Origin of the sequence: Barrientosiimonas humi (assembly GCF_006716095.1) — a bacterium.
In the GTDB taxonomy this organism is placed as follows: domain Bacteria; phylum Actinomycetota; class Actinomycetes; order Actinomycetales; family Dermatophilaceae; genus Barrientosiimonas; species Barrientosiimonas humi.
The window spans coordinates 389,387-411,643 of record NZ_VFOK01000001.1; the positions used below are offsets into that span (position 1 = coordinate 389,387).

At 73.5% G+C, this 22,257-nt stretch carries 24 protein-coding genes; 12 read left to right on the top strand and 12 right to left on the bottom strand.

The features are described from left to right. Positions 1–4: 4 nt before the first annotated feature. Entirely contained in the window at positions 5–892 is an 888-nt protein-coding gene (gene truA, locus FB554_RS01905; RefSeq protein WP_142004386.1) for a tRNA pseudouridine(38-40) synthase TruA, read from the top strand. On the opposite strand, the gene FB554_RS01910 is transcribed toward truA, so the two are convergent. From FB554_RS01910 to FB554_RS01930, 5 genes are all read right to left on the bottom strand, one after another. After that, entirely contained in the window at positions 804–1,520 is a 717-nt protein-coding gene (locus FB554_RS01910; RefSeq protein WP_142004387.1) for a DedA family protein, read from the bottom strand. The genes truA and FB554_RS01910 overlap by 89 nt on opposite strands. A gap of 127 nt (positions 1,521–1,647) precedes the next feature. Next, positions 1,648–2,535: a 5-oxoprolinase subunit C family protein gene (locus FB554_RS01915; protein ID WP_142004388.1), complete on the bottom strand. Its 888-nt coding sequence runs from the start codon at positions 2,533–2,535 to the stop codon at positions 1,648–1,650. Further along, on the bottom strand, positions 2,532–3,152 hold the full coding sequence (locus FB554_RS01920; RefSeq protein WP_142004389.1) for a 5-oxoprolinase subunit B family protein: 621 nt from the start codon (positions 3,150–3,152) through the stop codon (positions 2,532–2,534). The genes FB554_RS01915 and FB554_RS01920 overlap by 4 nt, the downstream gene beginning before the upstream one ends. Next, a complete protein-coding gene (locus tag FB554_RS01925; RefSeq protein WP_142004390.1) occupies positions 3,152–3,910 on the bottom strand; it encodes a LamB/YcsF family protein in 759 nt (252 codons plus the stop codon). The genes FB554_RS01920 and FB554_RS01925 overlap by 1 nt, the downstream gene beginning before the upstream one ends. A 39-nt stretch (positions 3,911–3,949) precedes the next feature. Next, positions 3,950–5,908: an elongation factor G gene (locus tag FB554_RS01930; RefSeq protein ID WP_142004391.1), complete on the bottom strand. Its 1,959-nt coding sequence runs from the start codon at positions 5,906–5,908 to the stop codon at positions 3,950–3,952. 239 nt (positions 5,909–6,147) lie between these two features. On the opposite strand from FB554_RS01930, the gene FB554_RS01935 reads away from it, so the two are divergent. The 3 genes from FB554_RS01935 to FB554_RS01945 are packed head-to-tail and all read left to right on the top strand — an operon-like array spanning position 6,148 to position 9,270. Next, on the top strand, positions 6,148–6,660 hold the full coding sequence (locus FB554_RS01935) for a carboxymuconolactone decarboxylase family protein (protein ID WP_236022214.1): 513 nt from the start codon (positions 6,148–6,150) through the stop codon (positions 6,658–6,660). Continuing rightward, positions 6,657–7,547 carry an RNA polymerase sigma factor SigJ gene (gene sigJ / locus FB554_RS01940; protein WP_211344514.1) on the top strand — a complete coding sequence of 297 codons (891 nt, stop codon included), beginning with the start codon at positions 6,657–6,659 and terminating at the stop codon, positions 7,545–7,547. Before FB554_RS01935 ends, sigJ begins: the two co-directional genes overlap by 4 nt. Positions 7,548–7,581: 34 nt before the next feature. Further along, positions 7,582–9,270, top strand: a complete 1,689-nt coding sequence (locus FB554_RS01945) for an ABC-F family ATP-binding cassette domain-containing protein (RefSeq protein WP_142004393.1) — start codon at positions 7,582–7,584, stop codon at positions 9,268–9,270. 63 nt (positions 9,271–9,333) lie between these two features. Here the strand turns inward: FB554_RS01945 and FB554_RS01950 are convergent, their stop codons facing one another. Continuing rightward, positions 9,334–9,954 carry a hypothetical protein gene (locus FB554_RS01950; protein WP_142004394.1) on the bottom strand — a complete coding sequence of 207 codons (621 nt, stop codon included), beginning with the start codon at positions 9,952–9,954 and terminating at the stop codon, positions 9,334–9,336. Positions 9,955–10,062: 108 nt separating this feature from the next. Beyond that, positions 10,063–10,623, bottom strand: coding sequence for an ArsR/SmtB family transcription factor (locus tag FB554_RS01955; RefSeq protein ID WP_142004395.1), 561 nt, complete (start codon positions 10,621–10,623; stop codon positions 10,063–10,065). A 214-nt stretch (positions 10,624–10,837) separates the two neighbouring features. On the opposite strand from FB554_RS01955, the gene rplM reads away from it, so the two are divergent. From rplM to glmM, 3 genes are all read left to right on the top strand, one after another. After that, positions 10,838–11,287 (top strand): 50S ribosomal protein L13, encoded by a 450-nt coding sequence (gene rplM / locus FB554_RS01960; RefSeq protein ID WP_142004396.1) that lies wholly within the window; start codon positions 10,838–10,840, stop codon positions 11,285–11,287. A 38-nt stretch (positions 11,288–11,325) separates the two neighbouring features. Further along, entirely contained in the window at positions 11,326–11,832 is a 507-nt protein-coding gene (rpsI, locus tag FB554_RS01965; RefSeq protein WP_142004397.1) for a 30S ribosomal protein S9, read from the top strand. Between the two features lie 128 nt (positions 11,833–11,960). Continuing rightward, complete coding sequence (gene glmM / locus FB554_RS01970; RefSeq protein WP_142004398.1) at positions 11,961–13,310, top strand: phosphoglucosamine mutase; 1,350 nt, start codon at positions 11,961–11,963, stop codon at positions 13,308–13,310. 566 nt (positions 13,311–13,876) lie between these two features. On the opposite strand, the gene FB554_RS01975 is transcribed toward glmM, so the two are convergent. Continuing rightward, positions 13,877–14,425 carry an NAD(P)H-dependent oxidoreductase gene (locus FB554_RS01975; protein WP_142004399.1) on the bottom strand — a complete coding sequence of 183 codons (549 nt, stop codon included), beginning with the start codon at positions 14,423–14,425 and terminating at the stop codon, positions 13,877–13,879. A gap of 101 nt (positions 14,426–14,526) precedes the next feature. Here FB554_RS01975 and FB554_RS01980 point away from each other — a divergent pair, with 101 nt between their 5' ends. The 3 genes from FB554_RS01980 to FB554_RS01990 all read left to right on the top strand — a co-directional run bounded on the left by FB554_RS01980 (position 14,527) and on the right by FB554_RS01990 (position 16,853). Further along, complete coding sequence (locus FB554_RS01980) at positions 14,527–15,204, top strand: TetR/AcrR family transcriptional regulator (RefSeq protein ID WP_142004400.1); 678 nt, start codon at positions 14,527–14,529, stop codon at positions 15,202–15,204. 41 nt (positions 15,205–15,245) lie between these two features. Beyond that, positions 15,246–16,355: a pyridoxal phosphate-dependent aminotransferase gene (locus tag FB554_RS01985; protein WP_142007361.1), complete on the top strand. Its 1,110-nt coding sequence runs from the start codon at positions 15,246–15,248 to the stop codon at positions 16,353–16,355. A 78-nt stretch (positions 16,356–16,433) separates the two neighbouring features. Next, positions 16,434–16,853, top strand: coding sequence for an organic hydroperoxide resistance protein (locus FB554_RS01990; RefSeq protein WP_142004401.1), 420 nt, complete (start codon positions 16,434–16,436; stop codon positions 16,851–16,853). 83 nt (positions 16,854–16,936) lie between these two features. Here FB554_RS01990 and phnE read toward each other — a convergent pair whose 3' ends face one another. Genes phnE through FB554_RS02010 form a run of 4 tightly spaced genes read right to left on the bottom strand, consistent with a single transcriptional unit; the run spans position 16,937 to position 20,616 of the window. Further along, positions 16,937–17,761, bottom strand: a complete 825-nt coding sequence (gene phnE / locus FB554_RS01995; RefSeq protein WP_142004402.1) for a phosphonate ABC transporter, permease protein PhnE — start codon at positions 17,759–17,761, stop codon at positions 16,937–16,939. Next, a complete protein-coding gene (locus FB554_RS02000) occupies positions 17,758–18,504 on the bottom strand; it encodes a phosphonate ABC transporter ATP-binding protein (RefSeq protein ID WP_142004403.1) in 747 nt (248 codons plus the stop codon). Before FB554_RS02000 ends, phnE begins: the two co-directional genes overlap by 4 nt. A 1-nt stretch (position 18,505) precedes the next feature. Then, the gene (locus FB554_RS02005; RefSeq protein ID WP_142004404.1) at positions 18,506–19,417 is read right to left on the bottom strand and encodes a phosphate/phosphite/phosphonate ABC transporter substrate-binding protein; all 912 of its coding nucleotides are present in this window, start codon (positions 19,415–19,417) and stop codon (positions 18,506–18,508) included. Between the two features lie 59 nt (positions 19,418–19,476). Continuing rightward, positions 19,477–20,616, bottom strand: coding sequence for a TIGR03364 family FAD-dependent oxidoreductase (locus tag FB554_RS02010; protein WP_170206749.1), 1,140 nt, complete (start codon positions 20,614–20,616; stop codon positions 19,477–19,479). 187 nt (positions 20,617–20,803) lie between these two features. Here FB554_RS02010 and FB554_RS02015 point away from each other — a divergent pair, with 187 nt between their 5' ends. Beyond that, entirely contained in the window at positions 20,804–21,577 is a 774-nt protein-coding gene (locus FB554_RS02015) for a GntR family transcriptional regulator (protein WP_142004405.1), read from the top strand. Further along, positions 21,574–22,254, top strand: a complete 681-nt coding sequence (locus tag FB554_RS02020; protein ID WP_236022215.1) for a phosphonatase-like hydrolase — start codon at positions 21,574–21,576, stop codon at positions 22,252–22,254. Before FB554_RS02015 ends, FB554_RS02020 begins: the two co-directional genes overlap by 4 nt. Positions 22,255–22,257: the final 3 nt, after the last annotated feature.

A 22,257-nucleotide genomic window follows, 5' to 3' on the forward strand; every position in this document is an offset into this window, starting at 1 on the left:
GCGGGTGCGCCTCCGAGTCGACTTCGCCTACGACGGCACCGACTTCTCCGGGTGGGCTGCCCAGCCGGGGCGGCGGGCGGTCGAGAGCGAGCTGTCGGCGGCGCTGAGCCGGGTGCTGCGCGCCCCGGAGCCGGTGCGGCTCGTGGTGGCCGGGCGCACCGACGCCGGGGTGCACGCGGCCGGCGCGGTCTGCCACGCCGACGTCGACGAGGCCGCGTTCGCTGCGCTGCCCGGCCGCTCCGACCGGACGCCCCAGGAGGCGGCCGTCACCCGCCTCAACGGCGTGCTGCCGCCCGACGTGGTCGTGCGGGACGTCCAGGTGGCGCCGGAGGGGTTCGACGCGAGGTTCTCCGCGCTGCGGCGCCGGTACCGCTATCGGCTGTGCGACGACGTACGTCGGCTGGACCCGGTCCGTCGGCGCGACACCGTCGTGCACAAGCGGGCGCTCGACGTCGCCGCGATGGACGCCGCCGCACGAAACCTGTTGGGGTTGCACGACTTCGCCGCGTTCTGCAAGAAGCGGGAGGGCGCGACGACGGTGCGCACGCTGCTGGACTACTCATGGGTGCGCGGGGCCGACGGGGTGCTCGAAGCGACCGTGCTGGCCGACGCGTTCTGCCACTCGATGGTGCGTTCGCTGGTCGGGGCCGTGGTGCCCGTGGGCGAGGGGCGGCGGGAGGTCGACTGGCCGGCACAGGTGCTGTCGGCAGGTCGGCGCGACCCGGCGGTGGCGGTGATGCCCCCGCACGGCCTGTCGCTCGTCGAGGTGGTCTACCCGCCGGACGACCGGCTGGCCGAGCGGGCTACTCAGGCTCGCGCGACCCGTGAGCTTCCGGCGACTGCGCGTCGCGCGCCCGACGAGCCCGGACCCGGCGAACCACCCACCAGATGATCAGGATCGCGAGAACGACGACGACGACCTTCTGCATCGGGCCGGTGACGTTCTCGACGAGGTACCACCGCCGGCCCAGCTGGTAGCCGGCGACGATGAACACGCTGTTCCAGATCAGGCTGCCGAGGCCCGTGAGCAGCGTGAAGCGCAGCAGGTTCATGCGCTGGACCCCCGCGGGGATCGACACGAAGCTGCGCACCAGCGGCACCATGCGGCCGAAGAAGACGGCCTTCTCGCCGTGCCGGTCGAACCAGCCGACCGACTTGTCGACGTCGGCCGCGTCGAGCAGCGGCATGCGCTCGGCGATCAGGCGCAGCCGCTCGACCCCGACCAGCGCACCGATCCAGTAGAGCGTCAGCGCCCCGACCACCGAGCCGATCGTCGTCCAGACGATGGCGCCGACCAGCGACATGCTGCCCTGCGCCGCGGTGAACCCCGCGAGCGGCAGGATGACCTCGCTCGGGATCGGGGGGAAGAGGTTCTCGAGCGCGACGGCGAGTCCGGCACCCGGAGCCCCGAGCGCCTCCATCATGTCCACGGTGAATCCGGCGATCCCGCCGGGCTGGCCGGGGTCGGCGGCGGACGTCGGCAGGGCGTGCAGCGCCTGCTGCGCCGTGCTGGCGATCATGGAGGGGGCTCCTGGGAGGTCGTCGTCGCACGGCGGCGATCTGGTGTCGGGTCGAGGTGGCAGTCCAGCACACCCGGCTGGATGGTTGCTGGGCGTCTGCCGAACGTGTCACCCGGCGTGCCGGCCGTCACGATATCCCCGCGAGCCGGCTCGGGCGCAGCCGAAGGCGTACGTCGGTGCCGGGGGTGAGCTGCGCCAGCAGGTCGGTCTCGGCCGGGTCGAGCACGGCGACCACCGGATAGCCGCCGGTGGTGGGGTGGTCGGCGAGGAACACGATGGGGCGGCCGTCGGGCGGCACCTGCACGCAGCCGCGCACCACCCCCTCGCTGGGCAGCTGGTCGTCCCGGCTGCGGTCGAGCGCGGGTCCGTCGAGCCGCACGCCCACCCGGTCGGTGTCCGCGGAGACGGTCCAGGCGCCGTCGAGGCGGTCGCGGCTCGCGTCGGTCAGCCAGTCGGCGCGCGGGCCCCAGGTGGCGCCGAGCGTCAGGCCGGTGGTGGGCAGCGCGAACGGCGCGACCTGCCGGTCCACCGCCACGGAGCCGGCGGGTCGGCCGACCTCGAGCCGGACGCCGGGGCGCAGCGGGGCGGGGCCGAGGCCCGAGGTGGGGTCGCTGCTCAGGCTGCCGAGAACCGTGGGGACGTCGACGGACTCGGCGACGCCGCCGCGCACGGCGAGATAGGTGCGCAGGCCGGCCGAGGCCGCTCCCAGGGTGAGGGTCTGCCCGGCGGCGAGGGCGACCGGCAGGCCGAGGCCGACCTGCTGGTCGTCGACCGTGACCACGCACGGCGCGCCGCCGACGGCGACGGTCACGGGCGCCTCGACCTGCAGCCGCAGCCCACCCAGCAGCGTCTCGACGGCCGCCGCCCCGGGATCGTTGCCGAGCAGCCGGTTGAGCGCGCGCAGCGTGGTGCGGTCGGCCGCCCCGGACGGGGGCACGCCGAGGGCGCGGTGGCCGGGGCGGCCCAGGTCCTCCACGAGCGCGAGCCGGTCGACCTGCTCGACGAGGAGACTCACGGTGCCTCCCCGTCGGTGAACCGCACGAGGGTGCCGGGCTGCAGCAGCGAGGGCGGGTCGCGGTCGGGGTCGAACAGCGTGACGTCGGTGCGCCCGACGATCTGCCAGCCGCCGGGGGAGTCGGACGGGTAGACCGCGCTCAGCCCGGCCGCGAGGGCGACCGAGCCGGCGGGGATGCGGGTGCGGGGCGTGTCGCGGCGCGGCACGGCGAGGTCGTCGCGCTCGCCCGAGAGGTAGCCGAATCCCGGTGTGAACCCGAGGAACTCGCAGGTCCAGGTCTGAGCCGTGTGCCGGCGGACGACCTCCTCGGGCGACACGTCCAGCAGGGTGGCGACCTCGGCCAGGTCCGGGCCGTCGTACGTCACGGGGACGGTCACGGTGGGCGCGTCGGCTGCGGGGGCGGTGGGCGTCTCGAGCGGGCGGCCGCGCAGGTCGTCGGCGAGGGCGCTGGGGTCGACGCCCGGGTCGAGCACGAGCAGCACGGTGCGGCTCGCCGGGACGATTTCGCGCACGCCCGGCGGCGGTTCGGCGTGCAGCGCGGCGGTGAGGGCGCGGCGGTGCCCCGGCTCGTCGAGCTCGACCAGCAGCGCCTGCTCGCCGACGGGCAGCAGCCGCATCACGCGAACGGCCGGATCGTCACTCCGGCGTCGGCGAGGACCGCGCGCACGGCGGTGGCGGCAGCGACCGCGTCGGGGGAGTCGCCGTGCAGGCACACCGAGTCGGCGTCGACCGCGACCGTGTCGCCCGAGGTCGTCTCGACGACGCCCTCGACGACCATCCGGCGGGCGCGATCGGCGATCTCGTCGGCGTCGTGCAGCACGGCGCCGGGCTCGCTGCGCGGCGCGAGCGTGCCGTCGTCGGTGTAGGCACGATCGGCGAAAGCCTCACGGACCGTGGGGATCCCGGCGTCCTCGGCCAGGTCGAGCAGCACAGACCCGGGCAGGCCGAGCAGCGGCAACGTCGGGTCGAGCTCGCTCACCGCGCGGACCACCGCGGCCGCCTGCCCCTGGTGGTGCACGACGGTGTTGTAGAGCGCGCCGTGCGGCTTGACGTAGCGCACCCGGGTGCCCTGGCTGCGGGCCACGGCGTCGAGCGCCCCGATCTGGTAGACGACGTCGGCGTAGAGGTCGTCCGGCGAGACGTCGACGAAGCGCCGCCCGAAGCCCGCGAGGTCGTGATAGCCGACCTGCGCCCCGACGCTCACCCCCTGCTCGGCCGCCAGCGCGCAGGTGCGCACGAGCGTGGCCGGGTCGCCCGCGTGGAAGCCGCACGCGACGTTGGCCGAGGTGACCACCCGCAGCAGCGCCTCGTCGTCGCCGAGCTGCCAGCGGCCGTAGGACTCCCCGAGGTCGGCGTTGAGGTCGACGGTCGCCATGGGGCAAGCCTGCCACCTGCCCCCGCCCGTACGCCCTCCTCACCGCGGCACGTCACGGAACCAGACCTCCCGGTCGGCGGGGTCGGGCCCGCGCCGGGCCCGGACGGGCGGGGTGCCGCGCACCGGGGCGTGGTGGTCGAGTGCCGTGACCAGCAACCCCTCGCCGCCGGTGAGGTCGGGCAGCCGGGCGGCGAGGCGAGGCACCTGGTCGGTGGCGAGGTGGGCCTCCAGGTGGGCGTGGCTGCCGTCGGTGGTCGAGGTCTGCAGCGTGCCCCCGAGCCGGCCGAGCAGCGACACGACCGTGCCGAACGCCGCGTCCGGCAGGTCGACCTCGACCCGGTCGACCGGCTCGCACACCCGGGTGCCCGCCTCGTCGAGCGCCGCGCGCAGGACGACCGGGGCGAGGTGGCGGAAGTCGCCGGCCACCGACGAGACCGACTTGTCGAACTTCTGGTGCGGCTTGCTCTGCCGTGGGTAGTACCCCGAGGCCGTCATCGTGACGAGGCAGTCGGTCACCTCCCAGCCGAACCGCCCCTGCCGCAGCCCCGCGCGCACCCCCTCCTCGGTCGCGGCCACGAACGCCGGCGGCAGGTTGCCCCGCTCGACGCCGGGGGAGAACGCCACGCCGGAGCCGACCGGCGCCGGCTCGACCCGCAGCCCGATCGTCGCGAGATAGGGGTTGCCGCCGGTCTTGATCCGGTCGAGCCCGGTCCCGGTGCCGGCGACCCGTTCGACGCAGACGACGGAGGTGGGGAGGAAGCGGGTGGCCACGGCGTACCGCTCGCGCAGCAGCGCCTCGATGACCTCCTTCTGCACCTCGCCGTGCAGCCGGACCGCCGCCTCGCCCGCCTCCTCGTCGAGGGTCAGGTCGATCAGCGGATCCTCGTCGGCGAGCTCGGCCAGCCCGGCGAACATCGCGGTGCGCTGCGCGGGGTCGAGCGGCTCGACGAGGGCCTGGAGCGTGGTGGGCGGGAAGCGGTGCGCTCGTCGTCGCGGCGGTCGGCCGACCACGTCACCGACGCGCGCGGCGGGCAGGCCGCGCAGCACCGCGATCTCCCCGGCGCGCACGCGCCGCTCGTCCTGCAGCCCGCCCGGGCGACTCACCTCGATGCGGGTGACCCGGCGCGCCGCGGAGTCACCGACGACGAGCTGCTCGCGCACCCGGATCTGACCGGACCACAGGCGGATCCACGCCCGGCGTGCACCCTCGGCGTCGTGGTCGACGGCGAACACGCTGGCGGCGGTGGGGGTCTGCTGCTCGCTCGCCCGGGGCAGGACCTGCCGCAGCGCGGACCGCAGCTGGGGGAGGCCGGCGCCGGTCACGGCCGACCCGACCAGCACGGGGGCGAGCCGACCGGCGGCGGTGGCCCGGCGCAGCGCCTCTGCGACTTCCACCTGGTCGATGGGCTCCGCGTTCGCCCACCGCTCCAGCAGACGGTCGTCGGACTCGGCGACCGCTTCGACGGTCGCCTCGTCGGTCAACGAGATCGTCTGCGCCGCAGCGGTTCTCGTACCCTCGCCGAGCGCGCGGGTGAGAGGCGCGACGTGCGGACCCAGCCGACGACGTACGTCGGTGAGGACTCGACCGACATCGGCACCCGATCGGTCGATCTTGTTGACGAACAACAGGGTTGGGACTCCGATGCGTCGCAGCGCGCGCCACAGCACGACGGTCTGCGGCTGGACCCCCTCGACGGCGGACAGCACGAGCACCGCCGCGTCGAGCACGGCGAGCGAGCGCTCGACCTCGGCGATGAAGTCGGGGTGGCCGGGGGTGTCGAGGATCGTGACGGCCAGGTCGTCGAGGGCGAAGGAGGTGACGGCCGCGCGGATGGTGATCCCGCGGCGCCGCTCCAGCTCCATCGAGTCGGTGGCGGTGGTGCCGTCGTCGACCCGGCCGAGGGAGTCGACGGCACCGGCCTCGAAGAGGAGGCGCTCGGTCAGGCTGGTCTTGCCGGCGTCAACATGCGCGACGATCCCGAGGTTGAGCAAGGACATGGGGCAGCTCCAGGGCAGAACGGATGGGGGTCCGGAACTGGCTGGGAGCTGCGCGCACGAGGGTGCCCTTCTGACTCGGTGACTGGTGCGCCCAACCTGGCACGGGTGCGGGAGGAGGCGCACCCGGTTTTCCCGGTCGGTGTCACACCTGGGCCGCGGGCGGTGTCTCCCCCTGTGACCGCCGGAACGAAAGGACCCGCCTCAGGGCCCGCATCAGCCTCGACCCGCCCCGGACGCTCGTGACCCGAGCCGTCTCGTGGTTCTCCCGCCGGACGTACGGCGCCGACCTCGACCCCAGCCGCGCGATGGGCCACCACCCGAGCCTGCTGCTCACGGTGGGCCGCTTCGAGCAGCGGCTCGCTCGCTGGGACGCGCTCGACCCGCGGCTGAAGCACCTCGCCGTGATGGGTGCCGCCCACGCCATCGGTTGCCGGTGGTGCACCGACTTCGGCTACTGGCTCTCCGCCACCGACGGACTCTCGGAGGACGTGCTGCGCGACGTGCCGACCTGGCGCACCAGCGACCGATTCACGCCGGTCGAGCGGCAGGTGCTGGCGTACGCCGAGGCGATGTGCGCCACCCCCGACGAGGTCACCGACGAGATGGTCGCCGCCCTCGACTCGGCGCTCGGCACCCGTGCCCTCGTCGAGCTGACCATGATGGTGGCCGTGGAGAACCAACGGTCGAGGTTCAACAGCGCGCTCGGCCTCACCAGCCAGGGGTTCGCCGACCGCTGCGAGGTGCCGGCATGACGGATCCGCAGTCGTTGCAGGCGGATTCGACGACCGAGTTCGAGCAGCTGCGCCCGCGGCTGTTCGGCGTGGCCTATCGGATCCTGGGGGTCGTGGCCGACGCCGAGGACGTCGTCCAGGAGACCTGGATCGCCTGGCAGGCTGCCGACCGCACCGGCGTCGCAGCGCCGTCCGCCTATCTCACCAAGGTGGTCTCCAACCGCGCGCTCAACCGGTTGCGTGACACCCGCCGGCGCCGCGAGGACTACGTCGGTCCGTGGCTCCCCGAACCGCTCGACACCAGCCGCCGACCCGACGAGGCGGCCGAGATCGCCGACTCGGTGTCCTACGCGCTGATGGTCATGCTCGAGCAGCTGACCCCGCTCGAGCGGGCCGCCTTCGTGCTGCGCGAGGTCTTCGACGTGCCCACCGCCGAGGTGGCCGAGTCGCTGGCCAGCACCCCCGCCGCCGTACGTCAGCTGGTCGCTCGTGCCCGCGCCCACCTCACCGAGCGGGACCGGGCGTACGACGTCGACCCGAGCGCGCACCAGCGGATCGCCCGCGCCTTCCTCGTCGCGCTGGCCGGCGGCGACCTGGACGGCGCCACCGCGCTGCTCGCGCCGGACGTCGTGCTCGTGACCGACGGCGGCGGGGTGCGCCGTGCGGCGCTGCGGCCCATCGAGGGCCCGGACCGGGTGCTGCGCTTCGCCGTCGGGTTGGCGACGAAGAACCCCGGGTACACGGTGGAGGTGCGCGAGCTCAACGGCGTCCCGTCCGCGGTGATCCGGCGCGGCGAGGAGGTCACGACCATGCACCTGCGCATCGTCGACGGCCGCGTGGACCGGATCTTCTTGGTGCGCAACCCGGGCAAGCTCGGCGACCTGGGGCTGACGCCGAATCCGGGATGACGTCGGGGCGCGCAGCAGCCAGACTGCTGACCTCGTGGGCCACATCGACGTCAACGACATCGTCTTCTCCCTCCCCGACGGCCGGCCGCTGCTCGGCGGGGTGAGCCTGCGCGTCGGCGACGGCGCGAAGGTGGCGCTGGTCGGACCCAACGGCACCGGCAAGACCACCCTCATGCGGATCATCAGCGGCGAGCTGGCGGCGCAGGACGGGGCGATCACCCGCACCGGAGGGCTCGGCGTGATGTCGCAGTTCGTCGGGCGCACCGGCGAGGGGCACCCGCAGACCGTGCGCGACCTGCTGGTGAGCGTCGCCCCGCCCGACGTGCGCACCGCGGCCCGGGCGGTCGACGCCGCCGAGCTCGAGATCATGGAGCGCGACGACGAGCCGGCCCAGATGGCGTACGCGCAGGCCCTGGCCGACTGGGCCGACGTCGGCGGCTACGACCACGAGACGCTGTGGGACGTCTGCACCGTCGCGGCGCTCGGGGTGCCCTTCGAGAAGGCCCAATGGCGTGATCTGACAACGCTTTCCGGCGGGGAGCAGAAGCGGCTGGTGCTCGAGGCGCTGCTGCGCGGGCCCGACGAGGTGCTGCTGCTCGACGAGCCGGACAACTACCTCGACGTGCCGACCAAGCGCTGGCTCGAGCAGCAGCTGCAGGCGTCCGACAAGACCGTGCTGCTGATCAGCCACGACCGCGAGCTGCTCGACCAGGTCGCGACGAGCATCGCGACGCTCGAGCCGACGGCGGCAGGCAGCATCGCGTGGGTGCACCCGGGTCGGTTCGCGACCTACCACCAGGCGCGGGCCGACCGGATGGCGCGGCTGGAGGAGCTGCGCCGGCGCTGGGACGAGGAGCACGCCAAGCTGAAGGCGCTGGTGCAGATGTACAAGCAGAAGGCGGCCTACAACTCCGACATGGCCGCGCGGTACCAGGCCGCGCAGACCAGGCTGCGCCGCTTCGAGGACGCGGGCCCACCCGAGGCGACGCCGTACGAGCAGAACGTGAAGATGCGGCTGCGCGGCGGGCGGACGGCCAAGCGGGCGGTCGTCGCCGAGCGCCTGGAGCTCACCGGTCTGATGAAGCCGTTCGACCTGGAGGTCTGGTACGGCGAGCGGGTCGCCGTGCTCGGCTCGAACGGCTCGGGCAAGAGCCACTTCCTGCGGCTGCTCGCGGCGGGCGGCAGCGACCCGGACGTGGAGCACCAGCCGGTCGGGGACGTACGCCCGGAGCCGGTGGCGCACGCCGGCGCCGCCCGCCTCGGGTCACGGGTGCGACCGGGCTGGTTCAACCAGACCCACGAGCACCCCGTCTGGTCGAACCAGACCCTGCTGGAGATCCTGCACCGCGGCGACGACCACCGCGCCGGGATGCCGCGCGACCTGGCCTCGCGCGCGCTCGACCGCTACGAGCTGGCGCGGGCGGCCGAGCAGCGCTTCGGGTCGCTGTCGGGCGGGCAGCAGGCCCGCTTCCAGATCCTGATGCTGGAGCTGTCCGGCGCCACGCTGCTGCTGCTCGACGAGCCCACCGACAACCTCGACCTGCACTCGGCCGAGGCGCTGGAGGACGGGCTCGCGGCGTTCGACGGCACGGTCGTCGCGGTCACCCACGACCGGTGGTTCGCGCGCGGGTTCGACCGGTTCCTGGTCTTCGGCGCCGACGGCAAGGTGCGTGAGTCGCCCGACCCGGTCTGGGACGAGACCCGGGTGCGTCGGGACCGGTGACGGAGCTGCATCTGGCGTGACAGGTCGGGTCGGTATCGACCCGATCTGCCCGCGGCCGCCGGGTCAGTCGGCGTCCGGGTCGCCCTCGCGGAACGGGATGCCGCGCTGCGCGGTGGCGGCGCCCAGTGCGTCGACCAGCTCGCCGAACTGCTGCTCGGTCACCATGCCGAGCCCGACGTCGACGCGGCCCTGGCCGTTCGTCGTCGGCTTCAGGGAGAGCCGCTGGTCGTCGGTCAGCGTCGAGGCGAACCCGTCGTGGTCGCGCACGTGGATGCGCACCGAGTGCGGCGCGTGCCCGGCCGTGCTGCGCTGCGCCTTGCCGTGCGTCAGGTGCTCGACCCCCGACACCGCCTGCCACGGGATGCGCATCTGCTCCGGCCCGACCAGCCCGGGCTCCTCGACCGCGATGGTCAGCAGGTCCTCGCCGGTCCTGCGCGCCAGCGCGAACCCGTTCACCGCCATCAGCCCGGCGGCCAGGCCGCCGCCGAGCCCGATCAGGACGAAGGTGACGTTGCGGATCCGGAAGCCGTCGCCCGCGATGTCGATGACCGCGAGTGCGAGCAGCAGCAGCATCGCGACCGTCACGACGCTCATCCGCACCGCGACCTTCCGCTCGCGCGCGGGGTCGGTGTAGAGGGCATAGCTGCGGCCGGGCGTCGCCGGCGCGGGGTGGGGCACGGTCACGGGGGAGCCTCCTCGGAGGGGTCGGGGCGGGGCGAACCTACAGACGCACCCGCCCGCCGATCCGCTCCACGCGCGACTGCTCACCCGGCGCTGCCGGCGCTCGCAGGCTCAGCGCGGGTCGACCGGCAGCAGAGCGGTGTACGCCGTCACCCGCCGGGCGCCGGGCGTCCCCGCTCCGATGCGCCGGTATCGGGCGACCACCTCGCTCAGCTCCGCGCGCAGGGCGGCCAGCTGCTCCTCGCTGACCAGCACGAGGGCGTCCTGCAGCCCCGCCTCGTCCTGCCACACCGGCTCCCACGCCTCGCGGTCGTCGATCCAGGCGTGCGTCTTCTCGGCGAAGTGGTCGACGTAGTCGTGGGCCAGCCAGGCGCCCATGCCGTCGTCGTCGCCGAGGTTCGCGGTGGCGAGGTCGTCACCGTCGTCGTCGGCCTCGGCCAGCGCCCACACCCGGGTCTTGGCGTTGCCGAGCCCGGTGTCCTCCACCAGCCCGGCCCCGGCCAGCACCCGCACGTGATAGCTCGTCGCCCCCGTGTGCGTGCCGAGCGCCTGGGCGAGCTCGGTGGCGGTGGCGCCCCCGTGCAGCCGCAGGTGGGCGACGATGCGCGAGCGCAGCGGGTGGGCCAGCAGCCGCCACGCCGGCGTCGCCTCGGGGGTGTCCGCGGGGGTCATGTTTTGCACAATACGTGTGCAAAAGCCGGCGAGCAAGGTCTGCCGGCCCCCGACGTACGACCGAAAAGCCTTGTGCGACAACGTGATCCGGGCGGTTGGCACGATTTGGGAGGGGTGTCTGCACCCCCGTAACATGGTGGGTCGGTGCTGAACCGGGTGTGAAACCCGCAGCACGAGCAGACCCCGAAGCAACAACGACCGAAGGTGACGAACCGTGCGTACGTTTACCCCCAAGCCGGCCGAGGTCAACAAGGACCGCGTCTGGCACGTCATCGACGCCACTGACGTGGTGCTCGGCCGGCTGGCCAGCCAGACGGCGATCCTGCTGCGCGGCAAGCACAAGCCGACCTTTGCCCCGCACGTCGACACGGGTGACTTCGTCATCATCGTCAACGCGGACAAGGTGGCGCTGACCGGCGCCAAGCTGGAGCAGAAGAAGGCCTACCGCCACTCGGGCTTCCCGGGCGGGCTCAAGGCTGTCTCCTACACCGACCTGATGGCCAAGGACCCCGCCAAGGCTGTCGAGAAGGCCGTGCGCGGCATGCTGCCGAAGAACTCCCTCGGGCGTCAGCAGCTGAGCAAGCTCAAGGTCTACGCCGGCGCCGAGCACCCGCACGGTGCGCAGAAGCCGGTCCCGTTCGAGATCACCCAGGTCGCGCAGTAAGCCCGGCCCCCTGAGCCTTTAGACAACCAAGGAGAACCGTGGCTGACCAGACCCAGCTCGACGCCCTCGAGGCCGACGAGCCGCAGCTTCAGAACTACACCAGCGAGAGCACCGAGGCCCCGGCCGAGGGCGAGGAGGTGCGCCGTCCGAGCGCGTCCGCGCCCGGTTCGGGCACCGGCCGCCGCAAGCAGGCCATCGCCCGCGTGCGCATCGTCCCGGGCACCGGCGTGTGGAAGATCAACGGCCGCACCCTGGAGGAGTACTTCCCGAACAAGGTGCACCAGCAGGAGGTCAACGAGCCCCTGAAGGTGCTCGAGCTCGACGGTGCGTACGACGTGCTCGTGCGGGTGCACGGCGGTGGCCCCTCGGGCCAGGCCGGTGCCGTCCGCCTGGGTGTCGCGCGCTCGCTCAACGAGGTCGACGCCGAGCTCAACCGCCCGGCCCTGAAGAAGGCCGGCTTCCTGACCCGTGACGCCCGCGTCCCGGAGCGCAAGAAGGCCGGTCTCAAGAAGGCCCGCAAGGCGCCGCAGTACAGCAAGCGCTGATCGCGCGAGCCGCCTGGAGCGGCACCCGGTGTGTCCGGGTGCCGCTCTCGGCATGTCCGGGGGAGTATTTTCCGATGCACCGCCGACCGGGGGTCGGGCGGGGGACTGAGCGAGAGGTGTCCTGAAGGATGAGCCGACTTTTCGGAACCGATGGGGTGCGGGGCCTCGCGGGCGTCGACATCACCGCGGAGCTGGCGCTGTCGCTCGCGACGGCAGCCGCCCGGGTGCTCGGCGACGGGCCCGACCACCGCGCCAAGGCCGTGGTCGGGCGCGACCCGCGCGCGTCGGGGGAGTTCCTGTCGGCCGCGGTCGTCGCCGGCCTGGCGTCCGCCGGCATCGACGTGTACGACGTGGGCGTGCTGCCGACGCCGGCCGTGGCCTACCTGACCGCCGACACCGGCGCCGACTTCGGCGTGATGCTGTCCGCGTCGCACAACGCGATGCCCGACAACGGCATCAAGTTCTTCGCCCGCGGCGGGCACAAGCTGCCCGACGACGTCGAGGACCGCATCCAGGCCGCCATGGACGAGCCGTGGACCCGCCCCACCGGTCCCGACGTGGGCCGGGTGCACACGATGGACGACGGCGCGACCCGCTACATGTCGCACCTGCTCAAGGCGCTGCCGCGCCGGCTCGACGGCCTCAAGGTCGTCGTCGACGCGGCGCACGGCGCGGCCAGCGAGGTCTCGCCGGAGATCTTCCGGCTGGCCGGGGCCGAGGTCGTGACCATCGGCGCGCGGCCCGACGGGCTGAACATCAACGACGGCTACGGCAGCACCCACCTGGAGCGGCTGCAGGTGGCCGTGCTCGCCCAGGACGCCGACCTCGGCATCGCCCACGACGGCGACGCCGACCGCTGCCTCGCGGTCGACGCCGAGGGCACCGAGATCGACGGCGACCAGATCATGGCCGTCCTCGCGCTCGACCTGCTGGAGCGCGGCCAGCTCGCGCAGGACACCCTCGTCGCGACCGTGATGAGCAACCTCGGGCTGCTCAACGCGATGAAGGAGCACGGCATCCAGGTCGAGCAGACGGCGGTGGGGGACCGCTACGTCCTGGAGCGGATGCGCGAGGGTCGCTTCTCCCTCGGGGGCGAGCAGTCCGGCCACGTCATCCTGCTCGAGCACGGCACCACCGGCGACGGGGTGCTGACCGGCCTCATGCTGGCCTCGCGGGTCGCCGCGACCGGGCGCTCGCTCGCCGACCTCGCGGCGGTCATGACCCGCATGCCGCAGGTGATGATCAACGTGCGCGACGTCGACAAGAACGCCCTCAGCGGCAACGCCGCCGTGCAGGCCGCGGTCGCCGACGCCGAGCGCGACCTCGGCGACGACGGGCGGGTGCTGCTGCGCAAGTCCGGCACCGAGCCGGTCGTGCGGGTCATGGTCGAGGCCGACACCGCCGAGCGCGCGCAGGCCGTGTGCGAGCGGCTGGTCGAGGTCGTCCGCTCCGAGCTCGCCCTGGCCCCCGCGGTGTGAGACCGGCGACGGCGGCCCAGGCACCTGCGCGGACCTACCCCCGAACGCCCCCGACCAAAGGCGGTCGAGTAGGCCAGTCCCACGGTGGTCGAGTAGGCCAGACCCACGGTGGTCGAGTAGGCCGGAGCGAAGCGGAGGCCGTATCGAGACCGGGTCACCTGCTCGTGGTGACCGAACGGCGCCAGGAGGCGTGAGTACGCCTGTGGTGACGTCGGAATCGCGAGTCGCCGAGGGCGTACATCGCCAGAGTGGTCACGAACTAACAGACTGGTCGGTTGCAAGTGGCCAGTCTGGGAGATTCTGGCCGGTCTGGGCGGGGTCGTTCCTGACCCGACCGCGCGAAGTCGACACGACCCTGCGCTGTTGACACACAGTGCTGCTACAGCACGCAGATCTGTCAACAACGTCAGTCCGTGTCAACAACGTCGGGGGCTGTCAGGAACGTCATCACCGCGAGCCGGCAGACGGGGCCATCCACGGGCCGGCTCCCGCCTCCCGGCGGCATCTCCCCGACCAACCCGTGGATCGCGGAGGTCGTCGTGTGCTCGTGGGCTCTGGCGAGCGGGTCAGGCCGCCTGCGCCTCGCGTACGTCGTCGGCCAGGCGGGTGAGCACGTCACGCAGGGCGGTGACGACCTCGTCGTGCTCGGCGGGGTTCTCGCCGAGGCGCGAGATCGGCAGCGAGGCGGTCGGCTCGTCGTGCGGTGCGCCGCCCGCGATGCCGGCGGCCTTCAGCGCCTCCTGCTGGGCCCACTGGCCGCCGTACTGCGACAGCGCGGCGCCGATGGCGCCGACCGGCTTGCCCTTGATGGGGGCCTCGCCGTAGGGCCGGGAGGCCCAGTCGATCGCGTTCTTGATCACGGCGGGGAGGCCGCCGTTGTACTCCGGGGTGATCACCAGGAGCGCGTCGGAGTCGGCGACCTGACGGCGCAGCTCGGTGACGGTCTCGGGCACCTCGGGACCGTCGACGTCGTCGCTGTAGAACGGCAGCCGCTCCAGGCCGCGGGCGATGCGGACCTGCACGCCCTCGGGCGCGGCCTCCTGGGCGGAGTGGGCGATGGCACGGTTGACGGAGTCGGCGCGCAGGCTGCCGACGAGGACCAGGACGGTGGTCACGGGATCTCCTGGGGAGGGGTGCGGGGCGGAACAAAACGGACTGTAGTCCGCTTCGTGGTCGCCGTGCACGTCGGGCGTCCACCGCGTGGGACGATGCGGGCATGCAACGAGGCGGTGCCGAGACCCTCTGCGGGTCCGCCCTGCCGCTCGTCGACTCCCCGCTGGTCGCCGCCGCGGGCGGGCGCGAGGTCCGCCAGGACGCCGCGCGCAACGCCGCCAAGATCCTCGACGCCGCGACCCGCCTGGTCGACCGCGACGGGGTCGAGGCGGTGACCATGGACGCCGTCGCCGAGGCGGCCGGGGTCGGCAAGGGCACGGTGTTCCGCCGCTACGGCAGCCGGGCCGGCCTGATGGGCGCGCTGCTGGACCACACCGAGCTGCAGTTCCAGCGGGCGATGCTCACCGGCCCGCCCCCGCTCGGCCCGGGCGCGCCCCCGCGCGAGCGGCTGCTGGCGTTCGGCGCCGCCCGGCTCGAGCTGGTTCTGCGCCACCGCTCGGTGCTGCTGGCCCGGGGCGACGCCCCGCACGGCGCCCGCGGTGCGTACGACCTCGCGTGCACCCACGTCCGTCACCTCCTGCGCGAGGCGGGCGTCCAGGGCGACCTGGAGCTGCTCGCCGAGCAGCTGGTCAGCCTGGTCGAGCCGGGCTGGGTGCACCGCCAGGTCGGACCGGCCGGGCGCTCGCGCGAGCGCACCCTCGCCGCCTGGGAGGACCTGGTGCGCCGCGTGCTCGACGCGCCCGCTGCGACCGCCCCCGCCGCCTCCGGGGCGCGGTCGTGACGCGGTTGTCGCGACGTGGCGAGGTCGAGCCGTTCCACGTCATGGAGGTGCTCAAGGCCGGTGCCGAGCGCGCCCGCACGCACGGTGACGTGATCCTGATGTGCGCCGGTCAGCCGTCCACCCCGGCCCCGGCGGTCGTGCGCGAGGCGGCGGCCCGCGCGCTCGACGAGCACGTCCTCGGCTACACCGAGGCCACCGGCATCCGGCCGCTGCGTGAGGCGATCGCCGCGCACCACGCACGGACGTACGCCATCGACGTCGACCCCGACCAGGTGGTCGTGACGACCGGCAGCTCCGGTGGTTTCACCGCCCTCTTCCTCGCCGCGTTCGACCCCGGCGACGTGGTGGCGATGACGCGACCCGGCTACCCGGCATACCGAAACACGTTGCAGTCGTTGGGTGTTCGCGTGCACGAGCTGGCCTGCGGGCCCGAGACGAGGTTCCAGCCGACGGTCGAGATGCTCGAGCAGCTGCCCGAGCCGCCCGCCGGTCTGATCCTCGCCAGCCCGGCGAACCCCACCGGCACGGTCATCGACGAGCACGAGCTCGCGGCCATCGCCCGCTGGTGCTCCGAGCACGGCACGCTGCTGGTGAGCGACGAGATCTATCACGGCGTCTCGTTCGGCCGGCGCTGCGCGAGCGCGTGGGAGACCTCGCGCGACGCGGTGGTCGTCGGGTCGGTGAGCAAGTTCTTCTCGATGACCGGGTGGCGGCTGGGCTGGATGCTGCTGCCCGAGCCGCTGGTGCGCCCGGTCGAGCTGCTGTCGGGCAACCTGTCGATCTGCCCGCCGGCGCTGGCCCAGCACGCCGCGCTGGCCGCGTTCAGCCCCGAGGCCCAGGCCGAGCTCACCGGCCACGTCGAGCGGTACGCCGTCAACCGGCAGCTGCTGGTCGACCGGCTGCCCGAGCTCGGCATCACCAGCTATGCCCCGCCCGACGGCGCGTTCTACGCCTGGTGCGACGTCGGCCACCTCACCGACGACTCGACCGCCTGGTGCGCCCGGCTGCTGGCCGAGACGGGGGTGGCGATCACCCCGGGTGTCGACTTCGACCCGGTCGACGGTCGCCGCTTCGTGCGGCTCAGCTTCGCCGGCTCGACCGCCGAGGTATCCGAGGCGATGGACCGCCTCGCTGCGCGTCTCAGCAGGTGACGCCGCTCGGGAAGGACCCGGCCACGGTCGTACGTTGGACCAGGCACCATCCCCTGCACCCGAAAGGACGTTGTTGTCATGGCAGAAGCCATCACTGACGAGCTCTACGCCACCGCCGCCACCGCCAAGGGCGGCCGCGAGGGCACGGTCAAGAGCGCCGACGGCGTGATCGACCTGCCGCTGGGCAAGCCGGGCAGCACCAGCAACCCCAAGGCCAACCCCGAGACGCTGTTCGCGGCCGGCTACGCCTCCTGCTTCTCGGGTGCGCTCGCCGCGGTCGCGGGCAAGGAGGGGCTGGACGTGTCGGAGTCGACCGTCACGGCCAACGTGCACTTCGGCAAGACCGACTCCGGCTTCGGCCTCGCGGTCGACATCTCCGCCGACATCCCCGGTGTCGACGCCGCCAAGGCGCAGGAGCTGGTCGAGGCAGCCCACCAGCTGTGCCCCTACTCCAAGGCCACCCGCGGCAACATCGAGGTCAACGTCAGCGTCGCCTGACAACCTCAGAAATTGATCGAGACGACCAGGCACGCCTGGTCGTCTCGATCAATTTTGAGGTACGCGCGTGGCCGGGTCCGCCTTCAGGCAGCCAGCCGACGGCGTACGCCCGCGGACAGCTGGTCCACCGCGACGATCAGCACCAGCACCACCAGGATCTGGGTCAGCATCTGGTCGAACTGGAAGGTCTTGATCGAGCGGGTGATCAGCAGGCCGATGCCGCCCGCGCCGACCAGGCCCAGCACCAGCGAGCTGCGCACGTTGACGTCGAAGCGGTAGAGCAGGAGGCCGACCCACTGCGGCATGACCTGCGGCAGCGTGGCGTTGGCGATGCGCTGGCTCGGGCTCGCGCCCGCGGTGGCCAGGGCCTGCCCCGGGCCGGGGTCGACGTCCTCCATCGACTCGGCCCACAGCTTGCCCATCACGCCGGTGTTGTGGCAGATGATCGCGAGGATGCCGGCGAACGGGCCGAGTCCCACCGCGGTCACGAAGATCAGCGCGAACACGATGTCCGGGACGGCGCGCAGCACGCTGAGCAGCCACCGCGCCGCGTGGTAGGCCGCGGGGTGGGCGGTGCCGCGCGCGGCCACGGCGGCGAGCGCCAGCGAGAACGGGATCGACAGGGTGGTGCCGAGCAGCCCGATGGCCAGGGTGATCAGCGACGCCTCGATCGCCGGCCGCAGCACGGTGGCCCAGTCGAGGTCGGGCGGGATGGTGTCGGCGAGGAAGGCGGCCATGCCCTGCCACCCGGTCACCAGCAGCGAGGGGCTGACGTCGGTGAGCAGCAACGCGGCGACGTGCGCGGCGACCAGCACGGTCAGCAGGGTCGCGACGAGGGCCCGGCGCCGGCCGCGGCGGGGGTCGGCCGGGACGGGCAGCGTCCGGGCGGAGCCGGTGAGCGTGGTCATGCCGCCACCTCCAGCGGGGCCGCGCCGGCGTAGAGCAGGTCCAGGTCGGCCGCGGACACGGTGCCCGCGGGCTGGTCGAGCAGGAGACGCCCGTCGCGCAGCCCGACCGTGCGGTCGGCATGGCGTGCGGCGAGCGCCGGCTGGTGCAGCACCGCGACGACTGCGAGACCCTCGCTCCGGGCCAGGTCGCGCAGCAGCGACATGACCTGCTCGGCCGCGCGCGGGTCGAGCGCGGAGACCGGTTCGTCGGCGAGCAGCACCGGGGCCCGCTGGCACAGGGCGCGCGCGACCGCGACCCGCTGCTGCTGCCCGCCGGAGAGCCGCCCGGCCCGGTCGTGCGCCCGGTGGGCGAGGCCGACCCGGTCGAGGCAGCCCATCGCCTCCTCGCGCAGGGCGGTGGGGAACAGCGCCGGAGCGAGGCCGCGCCAGCCGAGGCGGCCCAGCCCGCCGGCGCACACGTTGTCCAGCACCGACCGTCGCGGCACCAGGTGCACCCGCTGGAACACCATGGCCACCGGTCGCCCGCTGACGTGCTGCTCGGCGGCCACCTCGACGGAGCCGGCGTCGGGGACCTCCAGCCCGGCGACGCAGCGCAGCGTCGTGGACTTGCCGCACCCGTTGGGGCCGAGCAGCGCCAGCAGCTCACCGGACCGGACGTCCAGGTCGAGCCCGTCGAGCACGGTGCGCCCGGCGTACGCCTTCGTCAGGCCGCGCAAGCGCAGCGCGGCGTCGCGCGTGGTCATCTCAGACATCCTCTTCGCTCAGCTTCATCGTCTTGGCCAGGTCGAACATCGGCCGGTAGGACTCCTTGGTCACCGGCACCATCGGGCCGGGCGGGGTCACGTCGAGGAACCCGGCGACCTTCTCGACGTCCTTGGGCGAGAGCTGCAGCAGCGCCTCGCGCACGGCCTTCTTGAACGCCGGCGGCGCGTCGCCGCGCACCGTGATCGGGTCGTTGGGGATCGGCTCGGAGGTCCAGATCCGGCGGTACTCCGCGGGCCGGAAGGTTCCGGCCTTGGTCGCGGTGGCCAGCGTCTGGCTGTTGATCTGGGCGGCGTCGACGGTGCCGCCGGTCAGGGCGAGCAGCGACTCGGGGTGCCCTCCGCTGTACGTCGTGCGCACCTGCCCCTCCTTGAGGCCGGCGCGGGTGAGGGCATAGCGCGGGAGGGCGTCGCCCGAGGTCGAGCCGGGGGAGCCCAGGGCGAGCGACCGGCCGCGCAGGTCGGCGAGGGTGCGGACGGGGGAGTCCTTCTTGACCCAGATGCCCGCGGTGTAGGTGGACGGCTTCCCGTCGGCGGTGCCGAACGAGGCGACCGGCTCGGCCCCTGCGCGCTGGCTGGCGAAGACGAAGCCGAGCGGCCCGAACTGGCCGAGGTCGAGGCGCTTGTTGCGCATGGCGAGCACCTCGGCGCTGTAGTCCTCCACGATCTGCAGCGAGACGGGGCAGTCGAGCTTCTTCTCCAGGGCTCCCGCGAGGACGCGGTAGGCCGGCTCGAGCTTGGCCGGGTCCTCGTAGGGCTCGACGCCGAAGCGCACCTCGCCGCCGGGGCAGGTGTCGCTGCCGCCGGCGGCCTCGCTGGAGGAGCAGGACGTGAGGGCCAGGGGCATGGCGACGGCGAGTGCGGCGGCACAGGCGCGCAGGCGGTTTCTGGACATGGCGGGGCCTTTCAGGGGAGGCAGGGGGTGGCGGAGCAGGGGTTGCGAGGTCGAGGAGGTCAGGGGCGGGGGAAGGTGCGCCGGGCGAGTCCGAACGAGAGCGTCATGCCGACGCCGGAGGTCACGGTGATCACGCGCAGACCCGGCCACGGTTCGACGTCGAGCACGTCGGTGGCGGGGCTGCTGGCGTACACCCCCTGCCAGCGCTCGAGCACGGGCAGCGCGGCCGTCTTGAGCAGACGGGCGAGCGCGGTGTGCAGCTGGTGCTCGACCGCGGCCGACAGGAACGGCTCGGGCGTCGCGGCGTAGTCGTGCGAGTCGCCGACGAGCAGGGTGCCGTCGGGCAGCTGGGTGAGCATCAGGTTCGCCTGGGCCGCGAGCAGCCCCGGCGCGGTGGACTCCAGGTGCCGGCGCAGCGGCGCCAGGTCGGCGACCTCGCCGAACGCGCCGTAGCGCAGCACCGAGGTCGCGGTCAGCAGCGCAGGCCGCACCTGCGGCCCGGGTGCGGCCAACCGGGTCATCTGCAGGCTGCACCGCTCGACGCGGTGCTCGTCGGCGACCGCGGGGAAGAGGTGGTCCAGGTCGTGCCCCGAGCAGAGCACCACCTGCTCGGCGCGGATCGTGCCGCGGTTGGTGTCCACGCGCGTGCCGATCGAGTCGGCCTGCACGCCGATCACGTTGTGCCGCCAGCAGATCGGCACGCCGGCAGCCTCGAGCCAGCCGGCCAGCCGGGGCGCGGTGGTGCGGGGGTCGACGCGCAGGTCGTGCCGCAGCCGCAGGCCGCCGCGCAGCTGCTCGCCGGCCAGCCCGGCCAGCTCGTCGTCCAGGTCGGAGCGGTCGAGCAGGGTGGCGTCGCCGGGCCTGGCCGCGGCGAACGCCTCGAGGACGTCGAGGTCGGCGCGGTCGCCGGCGAGCACCACGGCGCCGGCCTCGTCGACCGGGATGCCGGTGCGCCGCGACATGGTGAGCCAGCCCTCGCGGGAGGAGCGGGCGAGGTCGCGCAGCGACTCGGGCTGGGCGGTCACGCAGGCGTGGCCGAAGTTGCGGATGCTGGCGCCGGCGGGTCGTGCGTCACGGTCGAGCACGACGACCGATCGGCCCTGGCGGTGGGCCTCGAAGGCGTGCGCGAGGCCGACGATGCCGGCCCCGACGACGACCACGTCGGCGGCGGAGGGGAGCAGGGTGGGAGAGCTGAGCACGGCTCCACTGTGCGTGCTCGTCGGGCTGGTACGCCAGCCAGAACGGCACTTGTACAGACAAGTTTGACGAGCGTTCACTGTCGGACAGATCCCGTTCACTTCATGGAAAATCCCGGGATGGACGAGGTCGCACGATCCTGCGGCAGCCGGCTTGCGCGGGCCGAATCGACACTTGTACGGTCAACTCGTGACCCCGCCCCACAGCACGAGTCCGCTGCACGTCCGGCTGGCCGACACCCTGCGCGAGCGCATCCGCTCCGGCGCCTGGCCGGCCGGCTCCTCGCTGCCCAGCGAGGCCGAGCTCGGCCAGGAGTTCGGCGCCTCGCGCGGCACCGTGCGCGCTGCCGTGCAGGCGCTGCGGGCCGAGGGGCTCGTGGTCGGCGGCCGCGGCCGGCCACCGGTCATCCGCAACGCCCCGCCGGCCCAGAGCTTTTCGTCGTTCCTGTCGTTCACCCGCTGGGCCGAGTCGATGGGTCGGGTGCCCGGGCAGCGCACGCTCGAGGTCGCGCGCCGGCCCGCCGACGACGAGACCGCGGCGGCGCTGGGACTCGGTCCGGGGCAGCCGGTGGTGCAGGTGCTGCGCCAGCGCCTGCTCGACGGCGCGCCGTGCCTGGTCGAGCGCACGAGCTTCACGCTCGAGGCGGGGTCGGCGCTGTTCGGTTTCGACGCCGACTCCGGCTCGATCTTCCAGTTCCTCATCGACCAGGGCGTCGACCTCTATCGCGGCCAGCACGTCATCGACGCGGTCGGGGCCGACGCGACCGACGCCGACCTGCTCGGGGTGCAACCGGGGGCGCCGCTGCTGCGCGTGCGCCGCACCACCTCGTCCCGGGAGGGTGCGCCGCTGGAGTTCTCCGACGACCGCTACCTCCCGGGCCTGGCCAACTTCACCATCGAGAACACGATGGACGCCGCGCCGGCGCTGGTGCGCGTCCAGACCGTCGAAGGGACCGCCTCGTGACCCGCCCCGCTCTCGCCGCGCTCGACATGGCCGGCACCACCATCGACGACCACGGCCTGGTCTACGACGTGCTGCGGGAGGTGGTGGAGGACGTCGCGCCATCCGTGCGCGCCGACGACCTGCAGCGCCACATGGGCACCGAGAAGGCGCACGCGATCCGGGCGCTCGCGGCAGCCGGCGGCGTCGAGCTCACCGACGAGCAGGTGGCCGAGCGGTTCGACACGTTCCGCAGCCGGCTGGCCGGCCGCTATGCCGACCGGCCGCCCGTGCCGCTGCCCGGGGTCGAAGACGCGCTCGCGGCGTTGCGGGCCTCCGGTGTGCGGGTTGCGCTCACGACCGGTTTCTCGCGCGACATCACGAATTCCCTTGTGGAGCAGCTGAACTGGCGTGACAGCATCGACGCGCTCGTCTGTGGTGACGAGGTCGCGCAGGGCCGGCCCGCGCCATACATGATCTTCCGGGCCATGGAGCGCACCGGCGTGCTCGACCCGCACGAGGTGCTGGCCGCGGGCGACACCGCCGTCGACCTGCAGGCCGCCACGCACGCCGGTTGCGGGTGGCGCGTGGGGGTGCTCACCGGGAAGGCCGACCGCGCCGCGCTCGAGGCGCAGCCGCACACCCACGTCGTCGAGGGCGTACGCCTGCTGCCGCAGCTCCTGAGGCTCGCCGCCGCCTGAGGA

Excerpts from the sequence above, each read along its gene's own strand:
- FB554_RS01980 (WP_142004400.1), top strand. The coding sequence starts at position 14,527 with ATGCAACGAGGCGGTGCCGAGACCCTCTGCGGGTCCGCCCTGCCGCTC.
- FB554_RS01910 (WP_142004387.1), bottom strand. The coding sequence starts at position 1,520 with ATGATCGCCAGCACGGCGCAGCAGGCGCTGCACGCCCTGCCGACGTCC.
- FB554_RS01990 (WP_142004401.1), top strand. The coding sequence starts at position 16,434 with ATGGCAGAAGCCATCACTGACGAGCTCTACGCCACCGCCGCCACCGCC.
- FB554_RS01925 (WP_142004390.1), bottom strand. The coding sequence starts at position 3,910 with ATGGCGACCGTCGACCTCAACGCCGACCTCGGGGAGTCCTACGGCCGC.
- FB554_RS01930 (WP_142004391.1), bottom strand. The coding sequence starts at position 5,908 with ATGTCCTTGCTCAACCTCGGGATCGTCGCGCATGTTGACGCCGGCAAG.
- FB554_RS01955 (WP_142004395.1), bottom strand. The coding sequence starts at position 10,623 with ATGACCCCCGCGGACACCCCCGAGGCGACGCCGGCGTGGCGGCTGCTG.
- phnE (WP_142004402.1), bottom strand. The coding sequence starts at position 17,761 with ATGACCACGCTCACCGGCTCCGCCCGGACGCTGCCCGTCCCGGCCGAC.
- glmM (WP_142004398.1), top strand. The coding sequence starts at position 11,961 with ATGAGCCGACTTTTCGGAACCGATGGGGTGCGGGGCCTCGCGGGCGTC.
- sigJ (WP_211344514.1), top strand. The coding sequence starts at position 6,657 with ATGACGGATCCGCAGTCGTTGCAGGCGGATTCGACGACCGAGTTCGAG.
- FB554_RS01920 (WP_142004389.1), bottom strand. The coding sequence starts at position 3,152 with ATGCGGCTGCTGCCCGTCGGCGAGCAGGCGCTGCTGGTCGAGCTCGAC.
- FB554_RS01985 (WP_142007361.1), top strand. The coding sequence starts at position 15,246 with ATGGAGGTGCTCAAGGCCGGTGCCGAGCGCGCCCGCACGCACGGTGAC.
- FB554_RS02005 (WP_142004404.1), bottom strand. The coding sequence starts at position 19,417 with ATGTCCAGAAACCGCCTGCGCGCCTGTGCCGCCGCACTCGCCGTCGCC.
- FB554_RS02000 (WP_142004403.1), bottom strand. The coding sequence starts at position 18,504 with ATGACCACGCGCGACGCCGCGCTGCGCTTGCGCGGCCTGACGAAGGCG.